This is a genomic window from Lewinellaceae bacterium, assembly GCA_020636105.1.
GTDB lineage: Bacteria > Bacteroidota > Bacteroidia > Chitinophagales > Saprospiraceae > BCD1.
Map to the genome: position 1 here is coordinate 3,859,080 of JACJYL010000001.1, position 23,851 is coordinate 3,882,930.

Here is a 23,851-nt window from a genome sequence, read left to right on the forward strand (position 1 = left end):
TTTCGTTGCAAAAGTAGGGAATTCTGTATTGTGGAACGTGAAAATAGCTTGTATTCTTTTACTTAAATTTGGGGGCAGGAATGTATTATTCCCCGGATTCCCCCGCCAGCGACTTCTTCTTATCACAAGCTCCGTTACACTGACCGTACAAATTCAGGGAATGGTGGGTAATGCTGAATTTGAGGACATCGCCCATCATGTCTTTTATTTGCTGAATACGCGGATCGCAGAATTCAAAGACCTTTCCACAGTCCACACAGATGAGGTGGTCGTGTTGTTTGAAACCGTAGGATTTTTCGTATTGGGCTATATTTTTTCCGAACTGGTGTTTTTTTACCAGGTCGCAATTGACGAGTAGTTCCAGGGTGTTGTAAACGGTAGCGCGACTCACCATATAATTTTTGTTTTTCATATGGATATAAAGCGCCTCGGCATCAAAGTGATCACTGCGACGGTAGATTTCTTCCAGAATAGCATAACGTTCCGGGGTTTTCCTCAGGCTGTTTTTCTCCAGGTGCGAAGAAAAAATATTCTTTACTTCTGTGATTACGTTGTCCGGAGAGTGATGATTTTGATTCACAATTGTTGTTTTTGGTGTTAGCACTCAATTATTCTATTCTTTTAACAGTAGAAACGATCTCAAGGTTTTGCAAAACCTTGATCGCCATATTCAATTGGTCCTTATTGGATACCAGAACACTGATATTTCCTTCGTAAAAGCCTTCATTTCCGGCAATGGAGAAGGATCGGATATTTAATCCCAGGAGCGTGGATAACTCATGGCTTAGTTGTTCAATCACCCCGGGGCCGTTATCGACTCCGGTGATTTCCAGGCTGGCCACGAATTGCGATTGCGGGCTCATAATCCATTCGGCTTTCATCACGCGATAGCCATAATGGGCCATCATGTTGGTGGCATTGGGGCAGTTGATGCGATGGATCTTCAACCCGGCAGTGGTAGTGAGGAAGGCAAATATTTCATCACCCTGAACGGGATTACAGCAGGTGGCAAAGGTAAAGTCAAAACGGTTGGCATCCTCCCCGTTGATGAGCAAACGCGGCTTGAAAGCGTCTTTTCTGGGCCGCTTGATCGCTTTGTCTTCCTCTTCTAATTCAGCAATATGGTTGATTTCTTCATGCTCAATGACCACCAGTTTGCCATGTTCCGCCTTGAATTTTTTCGATATCTCCATGATACTGAAATGATTCATGGCAATATCGTAGTACAGGTCAGTATGGGATGGATACCTGTAGTGGTTGACCAGCAGTTCCACTGCTTCTTCATAATCCACTTTCAGGTGCCGGAATTTTCTTTCCAGCGCTTCTTTTCCAAACTCTCCTTTTTTGCGGCGTTCCTCCTTCATGGCTGAACGTATCTTGGATCGGGCTTTGCCGGTGATCACCATTTTGAGCCAATCCTCGCTAGGCTTTTGGTTTTTATTGGTGATGATATGCAATTGATCTCCATTTTGCAGTTTGTACCCCATGGGCACGAGTTTGCTGCCCACTTTGATGGCGCTGCAATGGTAACCAACGTCGGTGTGGATGCTGAAAGCAAAATCCAGAGCCGAAGCCCCTTTCGGCAAAATTTTCATATCGCCATTGGGGGTATATACATAGACTTCTTCATGGAAGAGGTTATTGGCTTTAAAATCACCAAGAAACTCAACGGCATCACTATTTGGATCCTCCAGGATTTCCCGAACGCTGTCCAGCCATTGTTCATAAACGTCTTGCTGACTGCCGGTAACGCCTTTGTATTTCCAATGGGCGGCAAATCCGCGTTCTGCGATTTCGTCCATTCGTTCACTCCTGATCTGAACCTCCACAAAACGTCCGTTAGGGCCGATGACGGTTGTGTGGAGGGATTCATAACCGTTTGATTTTCGGGTGGTAATCCAGTCCTTGAGTCTTTCGGGAATCGGGATGTGTACGTCTGTTACGATGGAATATACACTCCAGCACATGGCTTTCTCCTTTTCAAGAGGTACGTCCAAAATAATGCGTACTGCAAATAGGTCATATATTTCCTCAAAGGGAACCCCTTTGGTTTTTAGCTTGTTCCAGATGGAATAAATGGACTTTGGGCGCCCGAAGATCCTGTAAGGTACTCCGAGTTCATCGAGGTGGCTCTTTAAGGGTTGGATAAAGGCCTCGATATAAGCTTCCCGGGCTCGTTTTGTCGCAGCCAGTTGTTTGGCAATGTTCTGGTATTCTTCACGTTCCGTGATTTTCATGCACAGATCGAGGAATTCGGTTTTGAAGGCATAAAGCCCCAGCCGGTGTGCCAGTGGGGCGTAAACGTAACTCGTTTCAGCCGCGATTTTCAGCTGTTTATGGGCCGGCATAGATCCTAGTGTCCGCATGTTGTGCAAACGGTCTGCCATTTTTATTAAAACCACCCGCACATCTTCGACGAGTGTACTCAATACTTTTTTGAAATTTTCCGCCTGAGGGCTGGAGGCGTTATAAGCGCTGTCCAATTTGGTGAGCCCGTCCACCATTGTGGCGACCCGTTCTCCAAAGGCGGCTTTGATATCAGATAGGGAAATATCGGTATCTTCAACAACATCATGGAGTAAGGCGCTGACAATGGCTGTCGGTCCCAGTCCAATCTCTTCAGCACATATCTTTGCTACAGTAATGGGGTGGAAAATATATGGCTCACCCGATTTTCTGCGTTGCTTGCTATGCGCGTCAAAGGCTAATTCATAGGCCTGTCGGATATGTTTCCGGTCTTCTTCATCCATTTCGGATTTAATTGAAGCAACCATATCCGCATAGGCTTCCTCAATTGCCGCTCTTTCTTCGTCGTTAATCGGTATCACTGGCTTCTTATCGGTCATCTTCAATTCCATTTAAATTTTTTTTATACCAGGCACGGTTGCGGGAATATCCCATCCCATTTGTCCTTTTGGTTTCCTAAAAGGAAATAGAATATAAAAATCGGGAAATTTAGGGAAATATTCATTGATAATGAAGTAAAATTAAAGGAACACCCCCAACATTTATCATTATTCATACTCGTACTGTATTTTTTAAAAAAAGATTTTATCTTTGCACCGCTTTTGAAAGCCTGTCGGAATTTTTGATATATATCAAATTTTTCGCATGTTTTTAGCCAAGCCAAGAATTCTGGAATTTTTTCCTTCCAAATGTTCTTGATGCGGGTGTGGCGAAATTGGTAGACGTGCCAGACTTAGGATCTGGTGCCGCAAGGCGTGGGGGTTCGAGTCCCTTCACCCGCACATTTTGAAAAAGAGGATAATGCAGATAGAAGGGACGAGAAGTTTATCCCGTCATAGAAAAACAAGGAGCGCAGCGAATATGTTTTTCATGAACCGGGAGTCCCTTCACCCGCACATTAAAAAAAAAGAGGAATTCTTCAATCGGTGTTCGATACCCGCCTCCTGACGAATGGAGGTCAGGTTCTGTAGTTCTGACTCGGTATGACAGGAACGTCGGAATACTAAATATCGAATAGCTAATATAGAAGTTTTTCCATATTTAACTTTTGCCAAGAACAAATACCTTGTCCTCGTTGTTGAGATGAGGATTGTTTTCAACCCAATTTACTTTCCACGTAATATTTTTTTATTTAAAGTACAGTCATATGCCACAGGTTGTCAGAAAAGATGTCGACAATTTAAATACCGAAATTACGGTATCAATATCCAAAAACGATTACGAGCCTAAATTTCTCGAAGAGCTGAATAAATACAAGCAAAAGGCGAGTATGAAAGGTTTCCGTAAAGGAAAAACGCCTCTCAGTGTTGTAAAAAAGATGTATGGAAATTCCGTGTTGGCCAATATCATCAACGATATGCTTAACCATGAACTCGATACCTTTCTAAAAGATCAAAAACTCTCTATCCTCGGACAGCCTATTCCAAGTGAGGATTCTCCTGAAGTTTCTTTTGATGCCAAAAGTCTGGAAGACATGGAATTTAAGTTCGATCTCGGCCTTGCGCCGGATATCGAAATCCAGGGGCTCAACAAGAACAAGAAATTCACCAGGTATGTACCTGTCGTCGCAGATGCTGAGATCCAAAAAGATATTGATAATGCGCTGAAACAGATGGGGCAACGGGAAAGCATCACGGAGGATATTCGTGAAATAGATGCACTGACCGTTACGGTTAAGGAAATGGACGGCAAAAAGGTAAAAGAGGATGGGATTACCAACCAGTTTACCGTGTTGGTGGAAAAGCTTACCAAAAAAGCCAAAAAAGAATTTTTGTCCAAAAAAGCCGGAGATACCTTCAAGGTGGATATTTTCGATCTGGAAGACGGGCTTAATGAATCCGCAGTGAAGCGGTATTTCCTCAAAATAGAAGATGATACCATTCCAGTTGGAAAAGATTTTGAATTGACGATTGATGAGGTGAGCCGCGTCACGCCGATGGAATTCAACGAAGATTTTTTCAATAAATATTTTGGAGAAAACGCCGTTTCCAATGCCGAAGAGGCCAAAGACAGATTCCGCGCACCTATTCATAATCATTACAAAAATCACGCTGAAGCCTTACTTTTCAGAGACTTCCAGGAGTATCTCATTGATAAAAATCCAATTGAATTGCCGGAAGAATTTCTCAAGCGTTGGTTGTTGTTGTCTAATGAAGAACTCACCAAGGAACAATTGGAAGAGGAGTTTGGATTTTTTACCGAAAACCTTAAATGGGACATTATCAAAGGTAAAATTGCCAAAGAGAATGATATCCAAATTACAGCGGAAGAAATCATCGCCAATGCCCAGACCAAAATCATGGGTTATTTTGGCGGCAGCGCCCTGCCTCCTGACATGATGAAAGACATGACGGATCGTATGTTACAGGACGAAAAAAGCCTTCGCCAGATTCAGGAGGAGGTAATTGCCAATAGACTATACGAGGTGCTGGAAACAAAATTCGGTTACAACGAAAAGGAAGTTTCTACCGAAAAGCTTGACGAGATCATTAAGAAAGCTACAGAAAAAGCACAAAAATAGTGTCTTAAAAACCGAATCGTTCAACCCTTTTAGTTTGAAAATGTTTAATAGCTGTTCTCAATCTAATTTAAGGAATTATTTGACCAAATTTTAAACTCAGAAATATGTTCCAGAAGGACGAATTTATGAAATACGCTACCGGCCATCTTGGTATGAGTAGCATGCACCTGGAAAAGTATGCTCAGAAAACAATGGGCACTTATCCCAACATTTCGGCATTTACGCCTAATGTGATCGAGGAAAGGCAGATGAATGTCGCCGCCATCGATGTTTTCTCCAGGATGATGATGGATCGTATTATTTTCATGGGCGTGCCTGTGAACGACTATGTGGCCAACGTCATCCAGGCGCAGTTGCTGTTTTTGGAGTCTACCGATCCGAAACGCGATGTTCAAATGTTCATCAACAGCCCGGGAGGCTCGGTTATCGCCGGTCTGGGAATTTATGACACAATGCAGTACGTATCGCCGGATGTGGCGACCATTTGCGTTGGGCTGGCGGCTTCTATGGGTGCCGTGTTACTCGCTGCCGGAACAAAAGACAAACGCTCCTGCCTGCCCCACAGCCGGATTATGATCCACCAGCCCCTTGGCGGAATGCAGGGACAGGTGACCGAGATGGAGATTTATTACACCCTCATCAAGGAGCAGCAAAAAGAACTTTACGATATCCTGGCCCAACACACCGGTCAGCCTTATGAAAAGATCGAAAAAGACTGTGATCGTGACAATTGGATGAAAGCAGAAGATGCCAAAGCTTACGGCCTCGTCGATGAGGTGCTCAGGAGAGATAAAAAATAAAAGAAACGATCAGGTAAAACTGATCATGAAACAGTAATAGGATTAATCTTTAAATTTGGGTTAATCCTATTTTTTTCAATCTAAAAGGCTAAGTAGGATGGCTAGAAATAAAGAAAAGGTGAAATGTTCTTTTTGTGGAAGAGATAAAAGTGAATCTTTAATTCTCATTGCCGGTATTGACGGACATATCTGTGAGCTTTGCGTTGAGCAAGCCAATGATATTATCCAGGATGAACTTTACGGAAAGGAGAAAAGGGAACCTGAAAAATCAAAAAGCAGCTATTTCCTGCCCAAATCAGTTACTCCCAAGGATATCAAAGACCACCTGGATCAATATGTCATTGGTCAGGATGATGCCAAGAAAGTGTTGTCGGTGGCGGTTTACAACCACTACAAAAGATTGCGCCAGACCCCGCAACAGGATGAGGTGGAAATCGAAAAATCCAATATTTTATTTGTTGGACGTACCGGTACCGGAAAAACGTTGCTGGCCAAAACCATCGCAAAATTCCTCAATGTTCCTTTCGCCATCGTAGATGCCACTGTTTTTACAGAAGCTGGTTATGTGGGGGAAGATGTGGAAAGTATTCTGAGCAGATTGCTCCAGGTTTGTGATTATGATACCGCTGCGGCAGAAAAAGGTATTGTATATATTGACGAGATCGACAAAATTGCCAGAAAGAGTGACAACCCTTCCATCACCCGTGATGTGTCCGGGGAAGGGGTGCAGCAGGCGATGTTGAAAATGCTCGAAGGCACTGACGTAAACGTACCGCCCCAGGGAGGACGTAAACACCCTGAACAAAAATTGGTCAAAGTCAATACCGAAAACATCCTCTTTATTTGTGGAGGGGCCTTTGATGGTATCGAAAAGAATATCGCCAGACGAATCAATACGCAGGTGATCGGATACAGAAAACAAGAAGAGGAAGATGACAAAATTGATGTTGATAACCTTCTTCAATATATTTCTCACCAGGATTTAAAGCAATACGGGCTCATTCCTGAATTGATCGGTCGATTGCCGGTACTTACTTACCTGGAAACCCTGAGTAAGGGGGCCCTTAAGGAAATTCTTTCCGTACCCAAAAACTCCCTGGTCAAACAATACAAGAAACTTTTCAGCCTGGAAAATATCAAGCTGAGTTTTACGGATGAGGCGCTGACGTTTATTTCCGAAAAAGCGCTGGAGTACAATTTGGGGGCCAGGGGCCTTCGTTCTATCTGTGAAGCCATCATGACCGATGCCATGTATGAACTGCCTTCCAATAAGGATGTTACTACTTTTGAAATTACCAGGGAATACGCTGAAGAAAAACTCGGTAAATCGAAATTCAATAAACTGAGGGCAGCCTAAAACCTGCTGTTAAGATTCAAAATACAATTTTCAATCTCCAAATCTGGCTGGTTTTTTCCTTCAGGTTTGGAGACTGAAAATGCTGACCTCCAACTTCCAACGGATGAGATATTTTTCTGAACTGGCTTACCGGGGAACTCATTATTTTGGATGGCAACGCCAACCACAGCAAATCAGCGTTCAGGAAAGTTTGGAAACAGCCTTTTCTACCATCCTTCGGAAAGATCTCCAGATTACCGGTTGCGGCCGAACGGACACCGGGGTGCATGCAAGTCAGTATTTCATTCATTTTGACCTGGAGGAGCCATTTCATGAATCTTTGGTTCATCGCCTCAATAAACTCCTGCCACAGGATATTTCCATCAAACGTATTTTTGAAGTTTCAGACGAAGCTCATGCCCGGTATGATGCCTACGAAAGAAGTTATGAATATTACATGGGGTTTGAGAAGGATCCCTTCGCTACAGATCTCGTATGGCATTTTCCTTTTGCCGAAAAACCGGATTTAAAAAAAATGAATGAGGCCGCCTCTCTTTTGTTGAATTATGACCATTTTTATACTTTTTGTAAGAGCAATACCGATGTCAAAACGATGAAGTGTGAATTGAAAAGGGCAGAATGGATCGAAAATTTTGAAAAAAATCAATATGTTTTTTACATTACAGCCAACAGGTTTTTAAGGGGAATGGTGCGCCTGATTGTGGGAATGTGTATCAATGTTGGATTGGGAAAAGTGTCCTTGGAGGAAGTAAGAACGGCATTGGAAACACAGACCCTATTGAAAAAAAGTTTGAGCGTTCCGCCTCAGGGTTTGTACCTGACCGGCATCAAATATCCATACCTTTAGCAAAAAAGATCGTTAACCATAAAATGTAGCAGATCATGAAAAAAGCACAATTCAAGACCAATATTAATTGCAATAATTGTATCCGCAGCGTCACAGGGTTCATCAATGATGTGGAAGGCATCGACAAGTGGGAAGTCGATATTGAAAATCCGGACAAGATACTCACCGTGGAAGGTGATTTTGAGGTAGAGGCCCTTATCGAGGCCGTTGAGGATGCCGGATACGATGCCACTGAAGTAGTCCTTTAAATGATCCTTTACTTTTTCTCTACCAAATAAATACAATATTAGCATGAAAATTAAAGACAGCTTAAAAATTTTGATGAGCGGATTGTTCATCCTGATCTCCGTCACGGTATTTTCTCAAAAAATTGAATATGCCAAAGACGTTACCCCGAGCCGGTTTGATTACGGTAAGATGTGGACTTTTGAATATGCTCCTCTCGATTATTTTGAAAAAACATATGACTTTCGCCCTGATGAAGCGTGGCTCGAACATGCCCGAATGTCAGCACTTAGGTTTTCTTCCTATTGCTCGGCTTCTTTCATTTCAGCCAATGGCCTGGTCATGACCAACCACCACTGTTCCCGAGGGGAAGTTGGTAGTGTGATGGGCGAAGGCGAAGATTTTGATAAAAATGGCTTTTATGCCACCTCTTTGGAAGAGGAGCGAAAAGTTGAAGGGTTATTTGTCAAACAACTGGTGCGCATCGCTGATGTCACCCAAACAGTCAAAGAAGCGGTGGCTAAAGCTGCCGATGAACAGGAAGCGGCCAGAATACAGGAAGAAACCCTGAATGAGCTCATCGCTCAATACGGTGAAAAAGCAGGTTGGGAAGGGCTGGAAGTTGAACCGGTTGATTATTACAGCGGCGGACGTTTTTCCCTTTATGGTTATAAGCGTTACGATGATGTGCGTCTCGTGCTGATCCCTGAATTGCAACTCGCATTTTTCGGAGGCGACGATGATAACTTCACTTACCCGAGATACAACCTCGATTGTACCTTATGGCGCATTTATGAAAACGGAAAACCATTAAACACCAAAGATTTTTATTTTAAAGTCAATGTTGATGGGGTGAAAGACGGGGAACCCGTTTTTGTGGTAGGCAACCCGGCCAGTACCGAGCGGTACAGGACCATGGCCCAGCTTGAATTTGACCGTGATTACCGCTATAAGATACTGCTCGAATGGTTGTCCAACAGAAAGGCCATCATGGAGACACAGCTGGCGGATAATTATTCCCATGACATCCAGGAAATGATCTTCAATTTTGCCAACAGCATCAAAGCCATTGACGGTATTGTAAAAGGAATGTACGATCCCTACCTGATGGGCAAGAAGCAGGCGATGGAAGATTTGATGAGAGGAAAGTCAAAAACAGTGGCCGGAGGCAATGATTACTGGCAACAACTGGCTGATACTTACAAACCCCTGGAAGGATATTCTTCCGAGTTGAGGTTCATAGGCAATTCACCCTTTGGCGGTGCTGCCTTGCAGTTGGCTCATGCTACCTATGGTTATATTGAAGCGCTCGACAATGAAACCACCACGGAAGCGGATCTCAAAGCCATGAAAGAACAAATCCTTGCCCTGGGTCAGGAATTGGAAGGACCTTATGAAAAGACTTATTTGACTACTCTTTTGACTGAATTGCAAAAATATGCACGAAGCGACGATGCTTACATGAAGGAGCTTCTTGGCGGGAATACTCCGGAACGTGCTGCTGCTGATATGCTGAAAGAGACGGCTTTCTCCTCTGCTGAAGGCATCGAAAAAATGCTGGATAAAAAGGCGAAAAAGCTTAAAAATTCCAAAGATCCCATCATCAGGATGGGCCAGTTGCTGGTTCCTGAATACAATAAAGCCATTGCTGCTTTTAGCGCGTCTGCTGTGATGAGAAACGATTTGGCCAGTAAAATATCCAACGAAGTATTTTCTCATTACGGGCTTGACATTCCGCCGGATGCTACTTTCACCCTTCGACTGGCAGATGGTGTGGTACAATCCTATAATTACAACGGAACCAAAGCACCTCTCAAAACTACTTATTATGGACTCTACGATCGCAACCGTAGTTTCGACAATAAATTTCCATGGGCTCTTCCCGAAAGATGGAACAATGCTCCCCGTGAATTAATGGAAGCTCCTTTGAATTTTGTTTCCACCAACGATATCATCGGAGGCAATTCCGGCAGCCCGATCATCAACAAAAAAGGAGAAGTTGTCGGCCTGATTTTTGATGGCAATATAGAATCCCTTCCCGGAAATTTCATCTACGATGAAAAAGTCAACCGGGCCGTTTCCTTACATGCGGGAGGGATGATCGCAGCCCTCAAATATATCTATCGCGCGGATAGGTTGTTGAAGGAGTTGGGAGTGGAGTAAGTGTTGGCCGGTAAAAAGATAGCGCCGGAACCAAAATAAAGAAGTAAAATTAATGCATTTTCAGTGCTCCGTCCCTTTATCAGGGCGGAGCACTGTTTTTTTTAATATGGAGAGGGCTTATTCTATTAAAAAACCCTTATTCAAAAAATATAATGAATCTTGTGTTACGCAGCAATTAAGTATGATGTGATTGCAGTGCATGGACCTTTGGTATGTGAAATTTATAGCTACTCCAACTCATTAAAAGAAACTTCTCTTACGTTAAAAGTACCTTCCCCTTCCCCCTAAATGTTATACTTTCGTTAAGAAAGGAGGCTAATCTTTATGGGGGGCAAATTCCTCGTAGCTTTATGACGTTTGAAGGGACAGTAACGCAAAACAATCTATGAGTCCAAAAAAAAAGATCGGCTGGATCAGTGCCTCAGCTATTGTTGTAGCCAATATGGTTGGTATCGGTGTGTTTACGACGCTGGGCCTTCAGTTGGATATGCTGGGCAATACCTGGACGATTCTTTCTTTGTGGATCATCGGCGGAATTATTGCCCTGCTGGGTGCTTTTAGTTATGCCGAACTCGGTACTAAATTTCCACATTCAGGCGGGGAATATCATTTTCTTTCAAAAATATATCATCCGTTTTTAGGATACCTCTCCGGATGGGTTTCCCTGACGGTAGGATTTGCCACCTCTATCGCCCTTTCTGCCATGGCGATGGGAGCCTATCTCAATAACATGCTTCCCTTTTCAAGCTTGTGGATCGCTTTGTTGTCGATCATCTTGTTGTCCTTGATTCACTCCTTCAATATCCGCCAGAGCAGTTTCTTCCAGAACATTTTTACGTTGCTCAAAATACTGTTCATCGCCTTTTTGATTTTTAGTGGATTCTTCCTTACTTCTGATGCCAATGCATTTGATTTTAGTTCAACATGGAAAGGAGAGATATTCACTCCCGCATATGCCGTCGCTCTCGTATATGTGATGCATGCTTTTTCAGGATGGAATGCTGCTGCTTATATCGTGGATGAAATTGACCGGCCCAGGCGTAATTTGCCGCTGGCCCTGATTGGCGGCACCCTTCTGGTAGGTGTTTTATTCATCTTTTTACAGATGGCGTTTTTGAATCAGGTCAAATTTTCGGGCCTTGCGGGAAAGATTGAAATCGGACAGATCGTAGCCGAAAAGATGTTTGGTAACGGTGGCGGAAGTATTGTGGGCGGACTCATCGCCCTGATGCTGGTAGCCAATATCAGCGCCATGATCTGGGTGGGCCCGCGGGTGACCCGGGCCATGGCCGATAAATATGACATCTGGCAATATTTTGCTAAAGACAATCGGGCTGGGATTCCCGTAAGAGCCATCTGGTTGCAGGCATTCATTAGTATTTTGATGGTGGTGACGAGTTCTTTCGAACAAATTCTCACCTATAGCGGATTCATCCTCCAATTATTTACTACGCTGACCGTGGCCGGCGTCATCGTTGTCCGGGTTAAAAAAATGGGAGGAGAAGGGTATAAAAGTCCGGCTTATCCATGGTTGCAGATCATTTTTCTTCTTTTCAGTGTATGGACCCTTGCCTATTTGCTCTATGCCAAACCATATGAAAGTATGCTTGGCCTGGTAAACCTGCTTGCAGGTGCTCTCTCCTACGCTTTGAATCTCCACCAGAAAAAGGCATTGAAAAAAAACAAGGAAAAACAAAAATCACCTGCTGAGGTGGATGCGTCTTAGCGTTTTGATAAAATCAATAGACCTGTTTACCGCTGCTTCACCCTGTCCTTAAAGAGGAGTCTTCCTCAATGTTACTTTTTGGCATTCCCTTTTTTGCCACCTAAAATACGGCTCAAAATTTTAGTGGTGATCAAATAGGTTGGCTTGACCCCATCAACACCCAGCCCCCCGGAGGCCAGTGTACCTCCCGTAATCAGCGGATTATCAGAGGCATAATAGGCATACCTTAACACGATTTTGTCGTTGACGACCTTTCGAATCTTCGAGGCCGCCTGGATGGCCTTCTGGTAATGCGCACCTTCCATTTCAAGACCAATGCTGTTCCATGAAGATTTAAAGAAATACCTAAGGATATCTTTATTTTGGAGTGAAGTGCCGAGTACGGTAATCATCGGACCTTCATATACGGGAAGGCCGTGGTTTTCAAAATCTTCTTTACAAAAATCATTTTCAAAAGGATAATTATCAGCTGTTCCTTCAAAAATGTGGGCTGTCGGTACCATAATGTCTCCCTTGTCGCCAGCCAGGATGCCCGCTTTCCCCATAATTGAAATGGATTCCACATTGATGGGATAACGTTCCTCTCCCAGTTTATAGGGTTTTAATAATTCGTCCATGGTTTCGTACGCCTGTTCTCCAAAGGCATAATCCATTACTACCAGGATCGGTTTTTGTGATTCAATCAATTCCTTGTCGGCGATTACCTCCCTGGGAAGAATATCCGGGTTTATTTTTGCGGTATCAAAAATCTGAACCGTGATGTTTGTGCCACTGGTATTGTCGATAACCGACATGCCGTTATTGAGGGCATAGGTCTGAATCTTTTTCCGCAATTTGTTGTTTTTTCCCTGGCTGATCTCTCTCGCCAGAAACTCTACCTCTTCTTCGTTATATTTTTTTCCGAGTGCCGCTTTTCCGTAAATGGTATTCATTACACTGTGCAGGTTGGCACTGATGATATGAATAGGGCGATCAAACAAGTTATTTTCAAACAGAAATTTTTTAATATTCGTGGCCCAGCGTTCTCCGTATTCGTGATGTCCGATACGTTCCCGAAGCATGGGGGAAAAACTGATATCCCGGTCCGTTTTGTCATGAAATTCCTGGAAGGAAAGATTGCCCAGCCAATAGGTAATATGAAACAGGCTATTGACTTCCTCGTCTTCCTCAAATCTTTCATAAGCCGATTTTACTTCGCTATAGGTTCGGCCGAGTAAAGTGGTCATGTAGGTAAAAGCCACCTCCTTGTCGAATTCCTCCCCGCTTTTTTCGCGGGCTACAATGTCTTCGAGTTTTTCCCATTCCCGCTTTTTTTCGCCTTTGTGGGTCTGGCTGTTTTGCCGGATTTTTTCGGCTTCGATGTACATGAAGGTGAGGTGAGTGAGAATGTCATATATGTCGCTCCTACCGCGGGTAAGTTCTATGTACATTTCCTTATTGTCAATGCGGTAGGCATTTCTTCTTCTTTTTGACGGGACGAAGCAGGGCAGGCCGGAATGCTGTAAACCTTCCCGGGAAATCATACGGATGAACCGGCATTCTTCGATGCCTTTTGGCAATCGTTGAAAAATGTAAAGTAATCCATCGAGTTCGATCCGCTCAGGATCGTTGATGGATCCGTATATTTCAGGATTCAATGTTTTCAGGGAATTGATCATTGCCTCGCCTGAAATGCCAAGCGGTTTATAAGTACCACGGATAAAGAGGTGTCGCATGGCAATGTAAAGCTTTTCAATGGCAGCCCTAGATTCCTGGGCACGGCTACGTTGTGAGGTGGTTAGTGACATGAGTATTCTTGTTGCTGGTTATCTTGTTACTGGTTATTTGTTGCTGGTTTGGTAGAGTTCGATTTCTACTCTTCGGTTTTGCCGGCGACCTTCAGCTGTTTGGTTACTGGCGACTGGTTTTTGTTCACCATATCCATTATAGGACATTCTTGAAGGACTAATTCCTTGTCTTTCAAGATAGTAATAACAATTTTTGGCGCGCTTGCGCGAGATATATTTATTTTGATCTTTGCTCCCTCCGCTATCGCTATACCCGTTTAACCGGATGCTATAGGATGGGTTTTCCTGTAAAAAAACGGCCACCTGATCCAGGATTTCATAAGAATCGGGATCGTATTTTCCGGTGTCAAAATGGATATGTTGTTGATTGAGTTCGCTGGCTTGTTCTTCGGCAATGACTATTGCCGGACAACCATTGTTTTCATACAAGCCAAATGCTTCGGGACAGTGGTCCTTAGCATCCTCAACGCCGTCTCCGTCCGTATCGGGGCACCCTTTAAAAATGTCAATGCCGTAAGCATTTGGGCATTTATCGTCTTCATCAAGTATACCGTCCCCGTCAGTGTCGATTTCTGGGCATCCTTTCCGGGGTGCTGTCCCGGCGATGTACGGGCAATCATCGTCCAGGTCATCTATGCCATCCCCGTCAGCGTCTTTGTAGGGGCATCCAAAGTGAATGGCAGGGCCGGCCTCAAAGGGGCATCGGTCGATCTTATCCGCAATGCCATCGGCATCGGCATCCGGGCAGCCGAACAAATCAGGGACACCCGGATCGAAGGGACAATCATCAATAAGGTCCTCCAAACCGTCTTCATCCGTATCCGGGCAACCGGAAAATTGTTCTTTCCCCGGCACTTCGGGGCATTTGTCTTTGGTATTGGGAATGCCGTCCCCGTCGTCGTCAGCTTTACGAAAACGGTAACTTACGGAAAGCGTTCCTACTCCGTACCAATCATTTTGTTCGGGATTCCCTGCCTGACTGATACCGTCGAGATAATCGGTAAAAGGCACACGCAAACCAGCATCAGCCTCCAGGTAAAAACTGGCGCCGAGGTAAACATTAACGCCAATACCTCCTGAAAATCCAAAAAAAACATTGGGGTAATCCTTTGCCAGGTCGGAAATGATACCTTCTTTGTTGCCATCGATTTTATTTCTGTCAAAATTGGCATCAGGCTCAATAAAAAAAAGCGCCGGCCCGAAAAATACCGAAGGTGAAATTCTTTGAAGATCCGTTTTTCGGAAAGGCTCCCACTCAGGGGTAAAGGCGATTTCGGTAACAGAAGTATTGAAAAAAAAACCGCGGCTGAGTCGTTCGGGTTGTTCAGTGAAAAGATAATCATCCCCGGAAAGGCGTGTCGTCAGAAAACTGGATTTAAGACTAAAAAAATGGGTCAGTTCTTTTTTGATAAAAAATCCGTAGGCTCCCTTTGAAGTGCCTATGTTTAGGCCGGTTTTTGGGGCGATATCACCAAAATAGGTAGAAATGCCACCAATAGCCCCAATTTCCCATGCTCCGTTTTGAGCTATGGACAAAGCGGGAAGCAAAGAAAGCAGCAGAATGAAGACTCCTTTTTTGAAGAGGTAATATGTTATAGTTTTTGGCCCCACAAGTAGCTTTGCTTTGGTAATTTCATGGACAAAACTAATCCATCTTAAGCTAATTTGTATAAAAAGCCCTCAAATAATAATTCGTTGGAGGGCCGGGCCGTGGGGAATCTTTTTTAAAAGAATGGGAATTCAATTTATTGAAAACAATTTCCATCAACCCCAAGAAGTAAATAAATGGAGTAATTACCTCACATTTCATAGCCATTTTGTCAGCTTTCCTTCCCAATTAATGGCTTCGATCCGTATTTTTTGCAAAAGAAAATGAATATTTACGCAAAGGCTTATTTTTTCTTGAGCAACTCAATTTCCCGTTCTCTGTTTTTGAGCAGCCGGTTCAGTCTTTCATTTTCTGACTCTAGTTCGTCGATCCTTTTATTGAGTCTGGCTACTTCGGTGTCGTTACTCTTGTTTTCAGTGGTTTTCTTTTCTTCCTTTTGGGGCTGAAAATCGGTGGTGTCGTGAGTATCTTCCGCCAGATCAATACCAATCATTTTTTTTAGTTTAGCCACGCCATCCTCCCCATTGTAATAGGAAGCCCCGAAATAGGCAAGAGGAACAATAATAGCCATTGCAAAAAAGAAACGTGCAAATCCGGTAAGTTTAAATTTAGAAGCCATGAATTATTTATTTATTACAAAGATAATCACTGAGCATTATTTTATCTTCAAAATTCTACCTGCTTGCTGATTTTTAGGATGAAACATGCCCTGGAAAGGTTTTAAAAATAAATTGACATAATTTTGAGGGAAACTCCTCTTGAGGGACGGGGTGAAAGACTTAAAGACAAGGTTTCCTTTCCTTTAGGCTGAAAGTCTGATCAGGTTTATAGAAGACCTCTTGGGGAAAAATACCCGTTTTTAAACAGCAAGTTGTATCTTGTTTTAGTTTTAAAAGCGAATTAGGGTGTTTTTTTAAATCGATCCAATAAAAATCGGACTGGTTGGTTTTAGGAACACTCATTTTTTGTACACAAAAATTATTTAAAAATGAAGCAATTATTAGGATTGTGTTTGACACTCTTTTTGACAACCTCCCTTTTCAGTCAGCTGGAATTACCACAAAAAAGCCCAAAAGCATCCACTTCTTATGTCATTGGTTTGACGAAAGTTTCCATCAACTACAGCAGCCCGGCGGTAAATGGCAGGGTAATTTGGGGCGGTTTGGTCCCTTTTGACCAGGTATGGAGGGCGGGGGCCAACGAAGCGACCACTGTTGAGTTCAGTACTGATGTAATGGTTGAAGACAAATTTTTGAAAAAGGGGAAATATTCTCTTTTCTTCATTCCTAAACAAGACGGCAAGTGGATCGCCATATTCAATAAAATTGCGGATCAATGGGGTGCCTATTCCTACAATGAACAGCAGGATGCCTTGCGTGTAGAGGTACAGACCAAAGATACGGATTCTATGGAGGAGCGACTTAATTTCAGTATAGTGGATCTGGCTGATGAGAGGGGTTATATTCGTTTTGGATGGGAAAAGAAGCGCGTGTATATTCTTTTCCGGGAGGATTTGATGGCCCAGGTTTTGGAAAATATTAAAGTAGCTTCTGAAAGTGCAGCTCCTGATGACAAATGGCTGATCCATGCACAGGCAGCTGATTGGTATTTAGAGAATGGCCATCCCGCAAAAGCAGAGGCTCAGATAAATATTTCTACGGCACTGGCACGGCATTCCCGAAATTGCTGGATTGAGGCCAAAATAAAAGCCGAAAAGAAGGATTACAAAGGAGCGGTAGAAAGTGCAAAATTAGCCATGGACCTGGGAGAAAAAGCCAATAGTAAATTTTATATTTCTTCAAAAGACCGTATGGCAGAGGCCGTAAAAGAGTGGTCCGGAAAAATGTAGGATCTGCGGAAGTACGGGGCCGATGCGCCGGCTTGCCATGGATGAATGCCAAAGGAGTGACCCATCAATTGAATACTTGTTCATTTGCGTTGCTCCTTTGGCATTTTCAGGAATTTAGCCCTTTTTCATGGCATTGCCTATTTCCCTGAAAACCCTTAGCTTTGCAGGGAATTAGCGGAGTTTTTATTTAAAAGTTTAAAAAGCCAATTGAGCCTTTAGGCTCCCGGCGAAAGATATAAGGGGTTCTTCCCTAAAAGATGAAGTTGGATTTTCTCGAGCAGCCCGATAGTGAGTTTTCTCATTATTGGGCTTGTTCTTTTTAGGGGGACCATTTGAAATGCCTAACACTTTCCTACCGAGCAGTAGGGAAGGTGGAGATACTCCTCCTTAATCAGTTAATAAGTAAAGTGATGAGGAGTCACTTCAATATTTTTTTGCGTGTATACTTTATTGATCATACTCTTCCGGATGCCAGAAATGTTTTTCAAGATCAACGATTTTATTTTTTTCCACTTTCACGCCTTCCTTTTCCAGCTTTTCCTGCATCAGTTCAGGATGTGCAAAATGATTACGGCCACTGAGTTCTCCTTTTCTGTTGACCACCCGGTGTGCAGGGATGTCCATGCCCATGGAATTATTTAGCGCCCATCCGACCATCCTGGCAGAGCCAAGGCTCAAATAATCGGCAATTGCTCCATAAGTGCTCACCCTTCCCGACGGAATACGCCTAGTAAGTTCAAAAACTAATTCGTAGTAGTTATCTTTGCTCTTCATAATATTCAGATCATGTTGAGAACCAAAGTTAAGGCAAGTTCCATTACCAATTTAACGGATGCCCGTTATTTTGCTGCCATGGGAGTGGAGTGGCTGGGATTCAATCTAAATCCACAGAACGGATCCGTCATTTCAGCGGCAAGTATCCGTGAAATTGAAGGATGGGTAGAAGGCGTTCAGATTGTTGCCGAGTATGGGAGGGAGCACTGGGATAAAATCCGGGAAAGCGTGTTGGAGGTCATTCCCAATGTTATCCAGGTGGGCGAAAATTGTGGGATACAGGAAATGCTCGAGTTGCCTCCTTCCGTTCAGGTGATAAGGGAATTCATTATAGATAAAGAAACCTCTGCCGAACAATTGATTGAGGAAATGGAAAACCTGGACGGTCATGTGATGGCTTTTGCTTTTAATTTTATGGGCAATAGCCTTACCTGGGATCATCTGGTTAAGGGCATACCCTTTTCCGTCAGTACCCTCGAAGAAATTACCGCCCGGTTTCCTGTGATCCTTGAAGTGGATCTGGACGTTCCCGGACTGAAAGCATGCCTTTCATTATCTTCTTTGGAAGGGATTACCCTCAAAGGAGGAGAAGAAGAAAAAACAGGATTTAAATCCTTTGAGGAGCTGGATGAGTTGTTTGATGTACTGATGGATTGATTCTTAATTTGTCATTTTTCTAAAAAGATTGATGTATCTTTGATTTTCACAAAAAATAATGCTTTCATGAAGCGCGTATTTATTTTCATTCCAGTCCTGTTGTTAATAGTAGGTAACCTGAAAGGTCAAAATATACGTACCAACGAGGAGCCTCTCATCACTTCAATGATGGATAAATTCGTCGAAGTCAACCGGGCTACCCAATTTGTTGAAGGATGGCGCATACAGATACTTGCTACAACCAACAGGGAGCAACTCGAAAGTGCCCGCCAGCGGTTTCAGTATCGTTATCCCAATGTGCCGGTCAGTTGGGTGCATTCCAGCCCACACTATAAATTACGAGCAGGAGCTTTTTCCACCAAGCTGGAAGCACTGAGGCTTAAATATATTCTTGAGCGCGATTATTCAGGGCTTTACCTCGTTAAAGATGATCAAATACGCCTTGAGGAATTATTGAGTTCGTTTTAGTATTCTCTGATTTTCCATAAAGTGCAACCTGGATCATTTGGTCCTGATTTAAAAAATACAAATTTGACGAGTGTAACCCAGACTTTGAGGAAGCGACCGGATTTTGTCACCTTTGGGATATTCCTGGGCTTGGTGGCTATCGGTTGGCTGATGATTTTTACGGTAGGGTATGAGGATGGATATACCATGGCTAATTTTCTTGGCACACCCGTAGGAAAACAGACTATTTGGATCGGCATCAGTTTTTTTGCTTTTTTTATGATGCAGCTGGTGAGCTGGAAATTTTGGCAATCCTTTGCTTATCCCATTTATATCTTCACCTTATTTTTGTTGATTGCTGTTTTATTTTTTGGTGCCAATATTAAAGGAGCTATGTCCTGGTTCAGGTTCGGGGGATTTACCATACAGCCTTCGGAGTTGGCCAAGGTGGGGACTTGCCTGGCTATGGCTGCTTTCCTGGGAAACTACAATACCGACCTTAAACAATTGCGGTGGCAATTGATAGGGGTGTCCATTATGGCTGCTCCTATTCTGCTGATCCTGTTGCAGCCGGATGCCGGATCGGCCCTTGTTTTTACTTCTTTTTTGATCGTTTTTTACCGCGCCGGATTTCCGGCCAGTTATTACGTAATCGGCTTTTACAGTGTGGCTGTTTTGATATTGGGCCTGGTCTCAGCACCTTTTGATCTTATTCAATGGCTCATTCTTTTGGCGATGGTTATCATGTCAACAAATTTCCGTCCCAAAATTTACGGATTATTAACTGCTGTCGTTTTTGCTGCCGGGGTCATTTTTTTACACCGGAATCTGCCTGAATATGATTGGTATATCTTTGGCGGTACCCTCCTCGCGGCGGTGGTTTTGTCGGTAGTGCTGTGGCAGCGAAGAAAGCAAAAAGAAGTGAGTCTCCTGATCGGAGCGGTGTTATTAGGCAGCGTGTTGGCTTTGGGGGCTAATTTCGGATTTAACAAATTGCTGCCTCACCAACAGGACAGGATCAACGTTTGGCTGCGCCCGCACCTGACCAATGACAAAGAGGCCGGATACAACCTGGCCAATTCCAAAATGGCCATTGGGGCGGGAGGGCTTGAAGGGAAAGGTTTCCTGAATGGTACCCTTACGAGGGGCGGGTATGTTCCCGAGCAAATGACGGATTTTATTTTTTGTACCATTGGTGAGGAACAAGGATTTGTAGGCAGCATGGCCGTGATTATTTTATTTTTACTGCTGCTCTACCGCCTTACCATTATTGCCGAACGACAACGAACGGATTTTGTGCGGTATTATGCCTATGGGGTGGCCGGCATTATTTTCGTTCACTTCTTTATAAACATAGCGATGACGATGGGGCTGATGCCTATTATTGGTATCCCTCTTCCTTTTATCAGTAAGGGAGGATCTTCCCTGCTCGGCTTTTCCATTATGCTCGCCATTATTCTGAAAATGGATAGTACCGGAAGGTAATGGACTTATGATTGAAAATGGATCAATCGTCAATCAACAGATTCAATCCCCCATCACAGTTGCCACGAGTTTCCTATTACCACCATGGTTTCTGAATTCACAAAGATATATTCCCTGCCAGGTGCCCAGGTTGAGCTGCCCGTTGGTGATCGGAATAAAAAGAGAGGTGTCGGTAAGAGCTGTTTTAATATGAGCCGGCATATCGTCGGGGCCTTCCAGGGTATGTTGCAGGAAGGACATATTTTCAGGAACAAGCCTGTTGAAGATATTTTCAAAATCCGTCCTTACCGAAGCGTCCGCATTCTCGTTTATAGTCAATCCGGCAGAAGTATGCTTGATGAAAAGATGAAGCAGGCCTGTTTGTGGCAATTCAGGCAGATGGTTCAGCACTTCGCGGGTAATCAGATGGAATCCCCTCGGGAAAGCAGGCAGGCTGAAGCTCGTTTGTTGGATCATCGGCGTATTATTTTCATACAAACATACATCAATTTTTTACCTGATGCCGGCAAAATGATGATATTTTAGGCTTGAAGTGGGCATATAAATACTATGAAAATTCATTTATGGGCTCTAAATATAACTTTCCCGGAGTCAATGTGTTTTTTATAATGATATAGGGGCATTTTTGCCGCGGTCAGTGGTAAAAAGTGTTTTGAATTACTTAATTTTGCTGCCCTTATCCGAACAGGCTTTTTTAATTAATAAACTGACAAACCTATGGCATTCGACATTGAAATGATAAGGGCGCATTACGCCCGTTTCGCCAACAGAGTAAATGAAGCAAAAAAGGTGTTGGGTTCCCCACTCACACTTGCTGAAAAAATTCTTTATGCTCACCTCCACGAGGATTCACCATTAGAAAAATATGAAAGAGGGAAAAGTTATGTTTTTTTCGCCCCCGATCGTGTAGCCATGCAGGATGCAACAGCCCAAATGGCTCTTTTGCAATTTATGATGGCTGGCCGAGATAAAGTAGCGGTTCCTTCAACGGTTCATTGCGACCACCTCATTCAGGCAAAGGTGAATTCCAAAATTGACCTGAAAGTAGCAGAAGACATTAACTCTGAGGTTTATGCCTTTCTTCAGTCGGTTTCGAATAAATACGGTATTGGTTTCTGGAAACCGGGCTCCGGCATCATACACCAGGTAGTTCTGGAAAATTATGCTTTCCCCGGGGGAATGATGATCGGAACAGATTCCCATACCGTAAATGCAGGTGGATTAGGCATGGTTGCCATTGGTGTTGGAGGGGCTGATGCCGTGGATGTGATGGCAGGAATGGCCTGGGAACTTAAAATGCCAAAGCTCATCGGCGTAAAACTGACAGGAAAACTAAGTGGTTGGACCGCGCCAAAAGATGTAATCCTTAAAGTGGCCGGCATTCTTACCGTGAAAGGAGGAACCGGTGCCATTGTTGAATATTTCGGAGAAGGAGCCCAAAGTATTTCCTGTACCGGTAAAGGTACCATCTGTAATATGGGTGCAGAGATCGGAGCGACGACCTCTACTTTCGGGTATGATGATTCTATGGAGCGTTACCTTAGGGCTACCGAGCGTAGTGAGGTCGCTGATATGGCCAATCAGGTCAGAGAACACCTCACGGGTGACCCCGAAGTATATGCCAATCCTGAAAAATATTTTGACCAGGTGATCGAGATCGATCTTTCTGAACTCGAACCTCACCTGAACGGTCCTTTTACTCCTGACCTGGCAACGCCTGTTTCGAAAATGAAGGAAGTGCTGGCAACCGTCGACTGGCCCAGGAAAATAGAGGTAGGGTTGATTGGCTCATGTACAAACTCCTCTTACGAGGATCTTACCCGTGCCGCTTCCATCGCAAAACAGGTAAAAGACAAACATCTGGTCATGAAATCAGAACTGGATATTAACCCTGGTTCAGAACAGGTCAGGTATACGGCGGAAAGGGATGGATTACTGGAGCTTTTTACCGATATCGGGGCCAACCTCTTCACCAATGCATGTGGCCCGTGTATCGGGCAATGGGATCGTGCAGGCGCCGAGAAAAAAGAAAAAAATACTATCGTTCATTCTTTTAACCGAAATTTCTCCAAACGGGCTGACGGGAACCCCAATACTCACGCTTTCGTAGGTTCCCCGGAGTTGGTGGCTGCCCTGGCTATCGCCGGAGATTTAGGGTTTAATCCCATGACCGATACGCTTACCAATGACAAAGGAGAGCAGGTGAAACTCGATCCTCCTTTTGGGGAAGAATTGCCTTCAAAAGGTTTTGATGTTGAAGATGCGGGCTACAATGCCCCGGCTAAGGACGGTAGCGGGGTTCAGGTTGTCGTGGATCCCGCATCAGATCGTTTGCAGCTGCTTACGCCATTTGAGCCATTGACACAAGATGGTATGAAAGGCATGCGCCTGTTGATCAAAGCAAAAGGAAAGTGTACTACGGATCATATCTCCATGGCAGGCCCCTGGTTGACCTACAGAGGACACCTCGAAAATATTTCGAACAACTGCTTTATTGGAGCCATTAATTACTTCAACAACGAAGCCAACAAGGTGCTGAATCTCGAAACGGGCCAGTATATGGCTGTTCCTGACTCGGCAAGAGCTTATAAAAATGCAGGGATAGGCACGGTTGTTTTCGGAGAAGAAAATTACGGTGAAGGTTCATCCCGCGAACACGCTGCGATGGAGCCACGTTTCCTCGGAGTGAAGGCAGTTATTGTGAAGTCCTTTGCCCGTATTCATGAAACCAACCTGAAAAAACAGGGCATGCTCGGTCTTACCTTTGTGAATCCTGCCGATTATGAAAAGATTCGCCAGGATGATAAAATCGACCTTTTAGGGTTTGATGAAATGGCTCCGGGTAAGAACATTAAAGTGGTGCTGCACCATTCAGATGGTACTGAGGATACTTTCGAAGTGGCGCATACTTACAATAAAGCCCAGATCGATTGGGTTCGTGCAGGTTCTGCATTAAATAAAATCAGGGAAGAACTGGGGTAATATTTTATTCTTCCTGGGTTAATAATACAAAGCCCTTCTGCCTGTTTGGTGGAAGGGCTTTGTTGTTTTTAAACACGTTCAGGTTGATTTCATAGCAGATAACTTCACAATTTCTTTACCTCCACTTAATCACCTGCTCACAGTCTGATTCTACCT

At 43.8% G+C, this 23,851-nt stretch carries 19 protein-coding genes and 1 tRNA gene; 13 read left to right on the forward strand and 7 right to left on the reverse strand.

Going from position 1 to position 23,851, the window contains the following annotated elements; all coding sequences use genetic code 11:
- Positions 1-85: 85 nt before the first annotated feature.
- Both H6571_14465 and H6571_14470 read right to left on the reverse strand, forming a co-directional pair.
- Positions 86-547: a transcriptional repressor gene (locus H6571_14465; GenBank protein MCB9324941.1), complete on the reverse strand. Its 462-nt coding sequence runs from the start codon at positions 545-547 to the stop codon at positions 86-88.
- A 61-nt stretch (positions 548-608) separates the two neighbouring features.
- Positions 609-2,846: a bifunctional (p)ppGpp synthetase/guanosine-3',5'-bis(diphosphate) 3'-pyrophosphohydrolase gene (locus H6571_14470; GenBank protein ID MCB9324942.1), complete on the reverse strand. Its 2,238-nt coding sequence runs from the start codon at positions 2,844-2,846 to the stop codon at positions 609-611.
- Between the two features lie 320 nt (positions 2,847-3,166).
- Here H6571_14470 and H6571_14475 point away from each other — a divergent pair.
- The 8 genes from H6571_14475 (at position 3,167) to H6571_14510 (ending at position 12,105) form a co-directional block, all read left to right on the forward strand.
- Positions 3,167-3,248: transfer RNA gene (locus tag H6571_14475), tRNA-Leu, on the forward strand.
- Between the two features lie 365 nt (positions 3,249-3,613).
- Positions 3,614-4,987: a hypothetical protein gene (locus H6571_14480; GenBank protein ID MCB9324943.1), complete on the forward strand. Its 1,374-nt coding sequence runs from the start codon at positions 3,614-3,616 to the stop codon at positions 4,985-4,987.
- Positions 4,988-5,091: 104 nt separating this feature from the next.
- A complete protein-coding gene (locus H6571_14485) occupies positions 5,092-5,787 on the forward strand; it encodes an ATP-dependent Clp protease proteolytic subunit (protein MCB9324944.1) in 696 nt (231 codons plus the stop codon).
- A gap of 97 nt (positions 5,788-5,884) precedes the next feature.
- Positions 5,885-7,144 carry an ATP-dependent Clp protease ATP-binding subunit ClpX gene (gene clpX / locus H6571_14490; protein MCB9324945.1) on the forward strand — a complete coding sequence of 420 codons (1,260 nt, stop codon included), beginning with the start codon at positions 5,885-5,887 and terminating at the stop codon, positions 7,142-7,144.
- Positions 7,145-7,247: 103 nt separating this feature from the next.
- Positions 7,248-7,991: a tRNA pseudouridine(38-40) synthase TruA gene (gene truA, locus H6571_14495; GenBank protein ID MCB9324946.1), complete on the forward strand. Its 744-nt coding sequence runs from the start codon at positions 7,248-7,250 to the stop codon at positions 7,989-7,991.
- Between the two features lie 35 nt (positions 7,992-8,026).
- On the forward strand, positions 8,027-8,239 hold the full coding sequence (locus H6571_14500) for a heavy-metal-associated domain-containing protein (GenBank protein MCB9324947.1): 213 nt from the start codon (positions 8,027-8,029) through the stop codon (positions 8,237-8,239).
- Positions 8,240-8,282: 43 nt separating this feature from the next.
- Positions 8,283-10,379, forward strand: coding sequence for a S46 family peptidase (locus H6571_14505; protein MCB9324948.1), 2,097 nt, complete (start codon positions 8,283-8,285; stop codon positions 10,377-10,379).
- 385 nt (positions 10,380-10,764) lie between these two features.
- Positions 10,765-12,105, forward strand: a complete 1,341-nt coding sequence (locus tag H6571_14510; protein MCB9324949.1) for an amino acid permease — start codon at positions 10,765-10,767, stop codon at positions 12,103-12,105.
- 71 nt (positions 12,106-12,176) lie between these two features.
- On the opposite strand, the gene H6571_14515 is transcribed toward H6571_14510, so the two are convergent.
- The 3 genes from H6571_14515 to H6571_14525 all read right to left on the reverse strand — a co-directional run bounded on the left by H6571_14515 (position 12,177) and on the right by H6571_14525 (position 16,120).
- Complete coding sequence (locus H6571_14515) at positions 12,177-13,892, reverse strand: hypothetical protein (GenBank protein MCB9324950.1); 1,716 nt, start codon at positions 13,890-13,892, stop codon at positions 12,177-12,179.
- A 33-nt stretch (positions 13,893-13,925) separates the two neighbouring features.
- Positions 13,926-15,503, reverse strand: a complete 1,578-nt coding sequence (locus H6571_14520) for an OmpA family protein (GenBank protein MCB9324951.1) — start codon at positions 15,501-15,503, stop codon at positions 13,926-13,928.
- Positions 15,504-15,784: 281 nt separating this feature from the next.
- Positions 15,785-16,120, reverse strand: coding sequence for a hypothetical protein (locus H6571_14525; protein MCB9324952.1), 336 nt, complete (start codon positions 16,118-16,120; stop codon positions 15,785-15,787).
- 369 nt (positions 16,121-16,489) lie between these two features.
- On the opposite strand from H6571_14525, the gene H6571_14530 reads away from it, so the two are divergent.
- A complete protein-coding gene (locus tag H6571_14530) occupies positions 16,490-17,350 on the forward strand; it encodes a DUF2911 domain-containing protein (protein ID MCB9324953.1) in 861 nt (286 codons plus the stop codon).
- Positions 17,351-17,797: 447 nt separating this feature from the next.
- Here the strand turns inward: H6571_14530 and H6571_14535 are convergent, their stop codons facing one another.
- Positions 17,798-18,124, reverse strand: a complete 327-nt coding sequence (locus tag H6571_14535; protein ID MCB9324954.1) for an MGMT family protein — start codon at positions 18,122-18,124, stop codon at positions 17,798-17,800.
- Between the two features lie 12 nt (positions 18,125-18,136).
- On the opposite strand from H6571_14535, the gene H6571_14540 reads away from it, so the two are divergent.
- From H6571_14540 to rodA, 3 genes are all read left to right on the forward strand, one after another.
- On the forward strand, positions 18,137-18,781 hold the full coding sequence (locus H6571_14540) for a hypothetical protein (GenBank protein ID MCB9324955.1): 645 nt from the start codon (positions 18,137-18,139) through the stop codon (positions 18,779-18,781).
- Positions 18,782-18,847: 66 nt separating this feature from the next.
- Positions 18,848-19,249, forward strand: coding sequence for an SPOR domain-containing protein (locus H6571_14545; GenBank protein ID MCB9324956.1), 402 nt, complete (start codon positions 18,848-18,850; stop codon positions 19,247-19,249).
- A gap of 63 nt (positions 19,250-19,312) precedes the next feature.
- Positions 19,313-20,713: a rod shape-determining protein RodA gene (rodA, locus tag H6571_14550; protein ID MCB9324957.1), complete on the forward strand. Its 1,401-nt coding sequence runs from the start codon at positions 19,313-19,315 to the stop codon at positions 20,711-20,713.
- Between the two features lie 42 nt (positions 20,714-20,755).
- Here rodA and H6571_14555 read toward each other — a convergent pair whose 3' ends face one another.
- Complete coding sequence (locus tag H6571_14555) at positions 20,756-21,169, reverse strand: YjbQ family protein (GenBank protein MCB9324958.1); 414 nt, start codon at positions 21,167-21,169, stop codon at positions 20,756-20,758.
- 261 nt (positions 21,170-21,430) lie between these two features.
- Between H6571_14555 and H6571_14560 the strand changes: the two genes are divergently transcribed.
- On the forward strand, positions 21,431-23,695 hold the full coding sequence (locus tag H6571_14560; protein ID MCB9324959.1) for an aconitate hydratase: 2,265 nt from the start codon (positions 21,431-21,433) through the stop codon (positions 23,693-23,695).
- Positions 23,696-23,851: the final 156 nt, after the last annotated feature.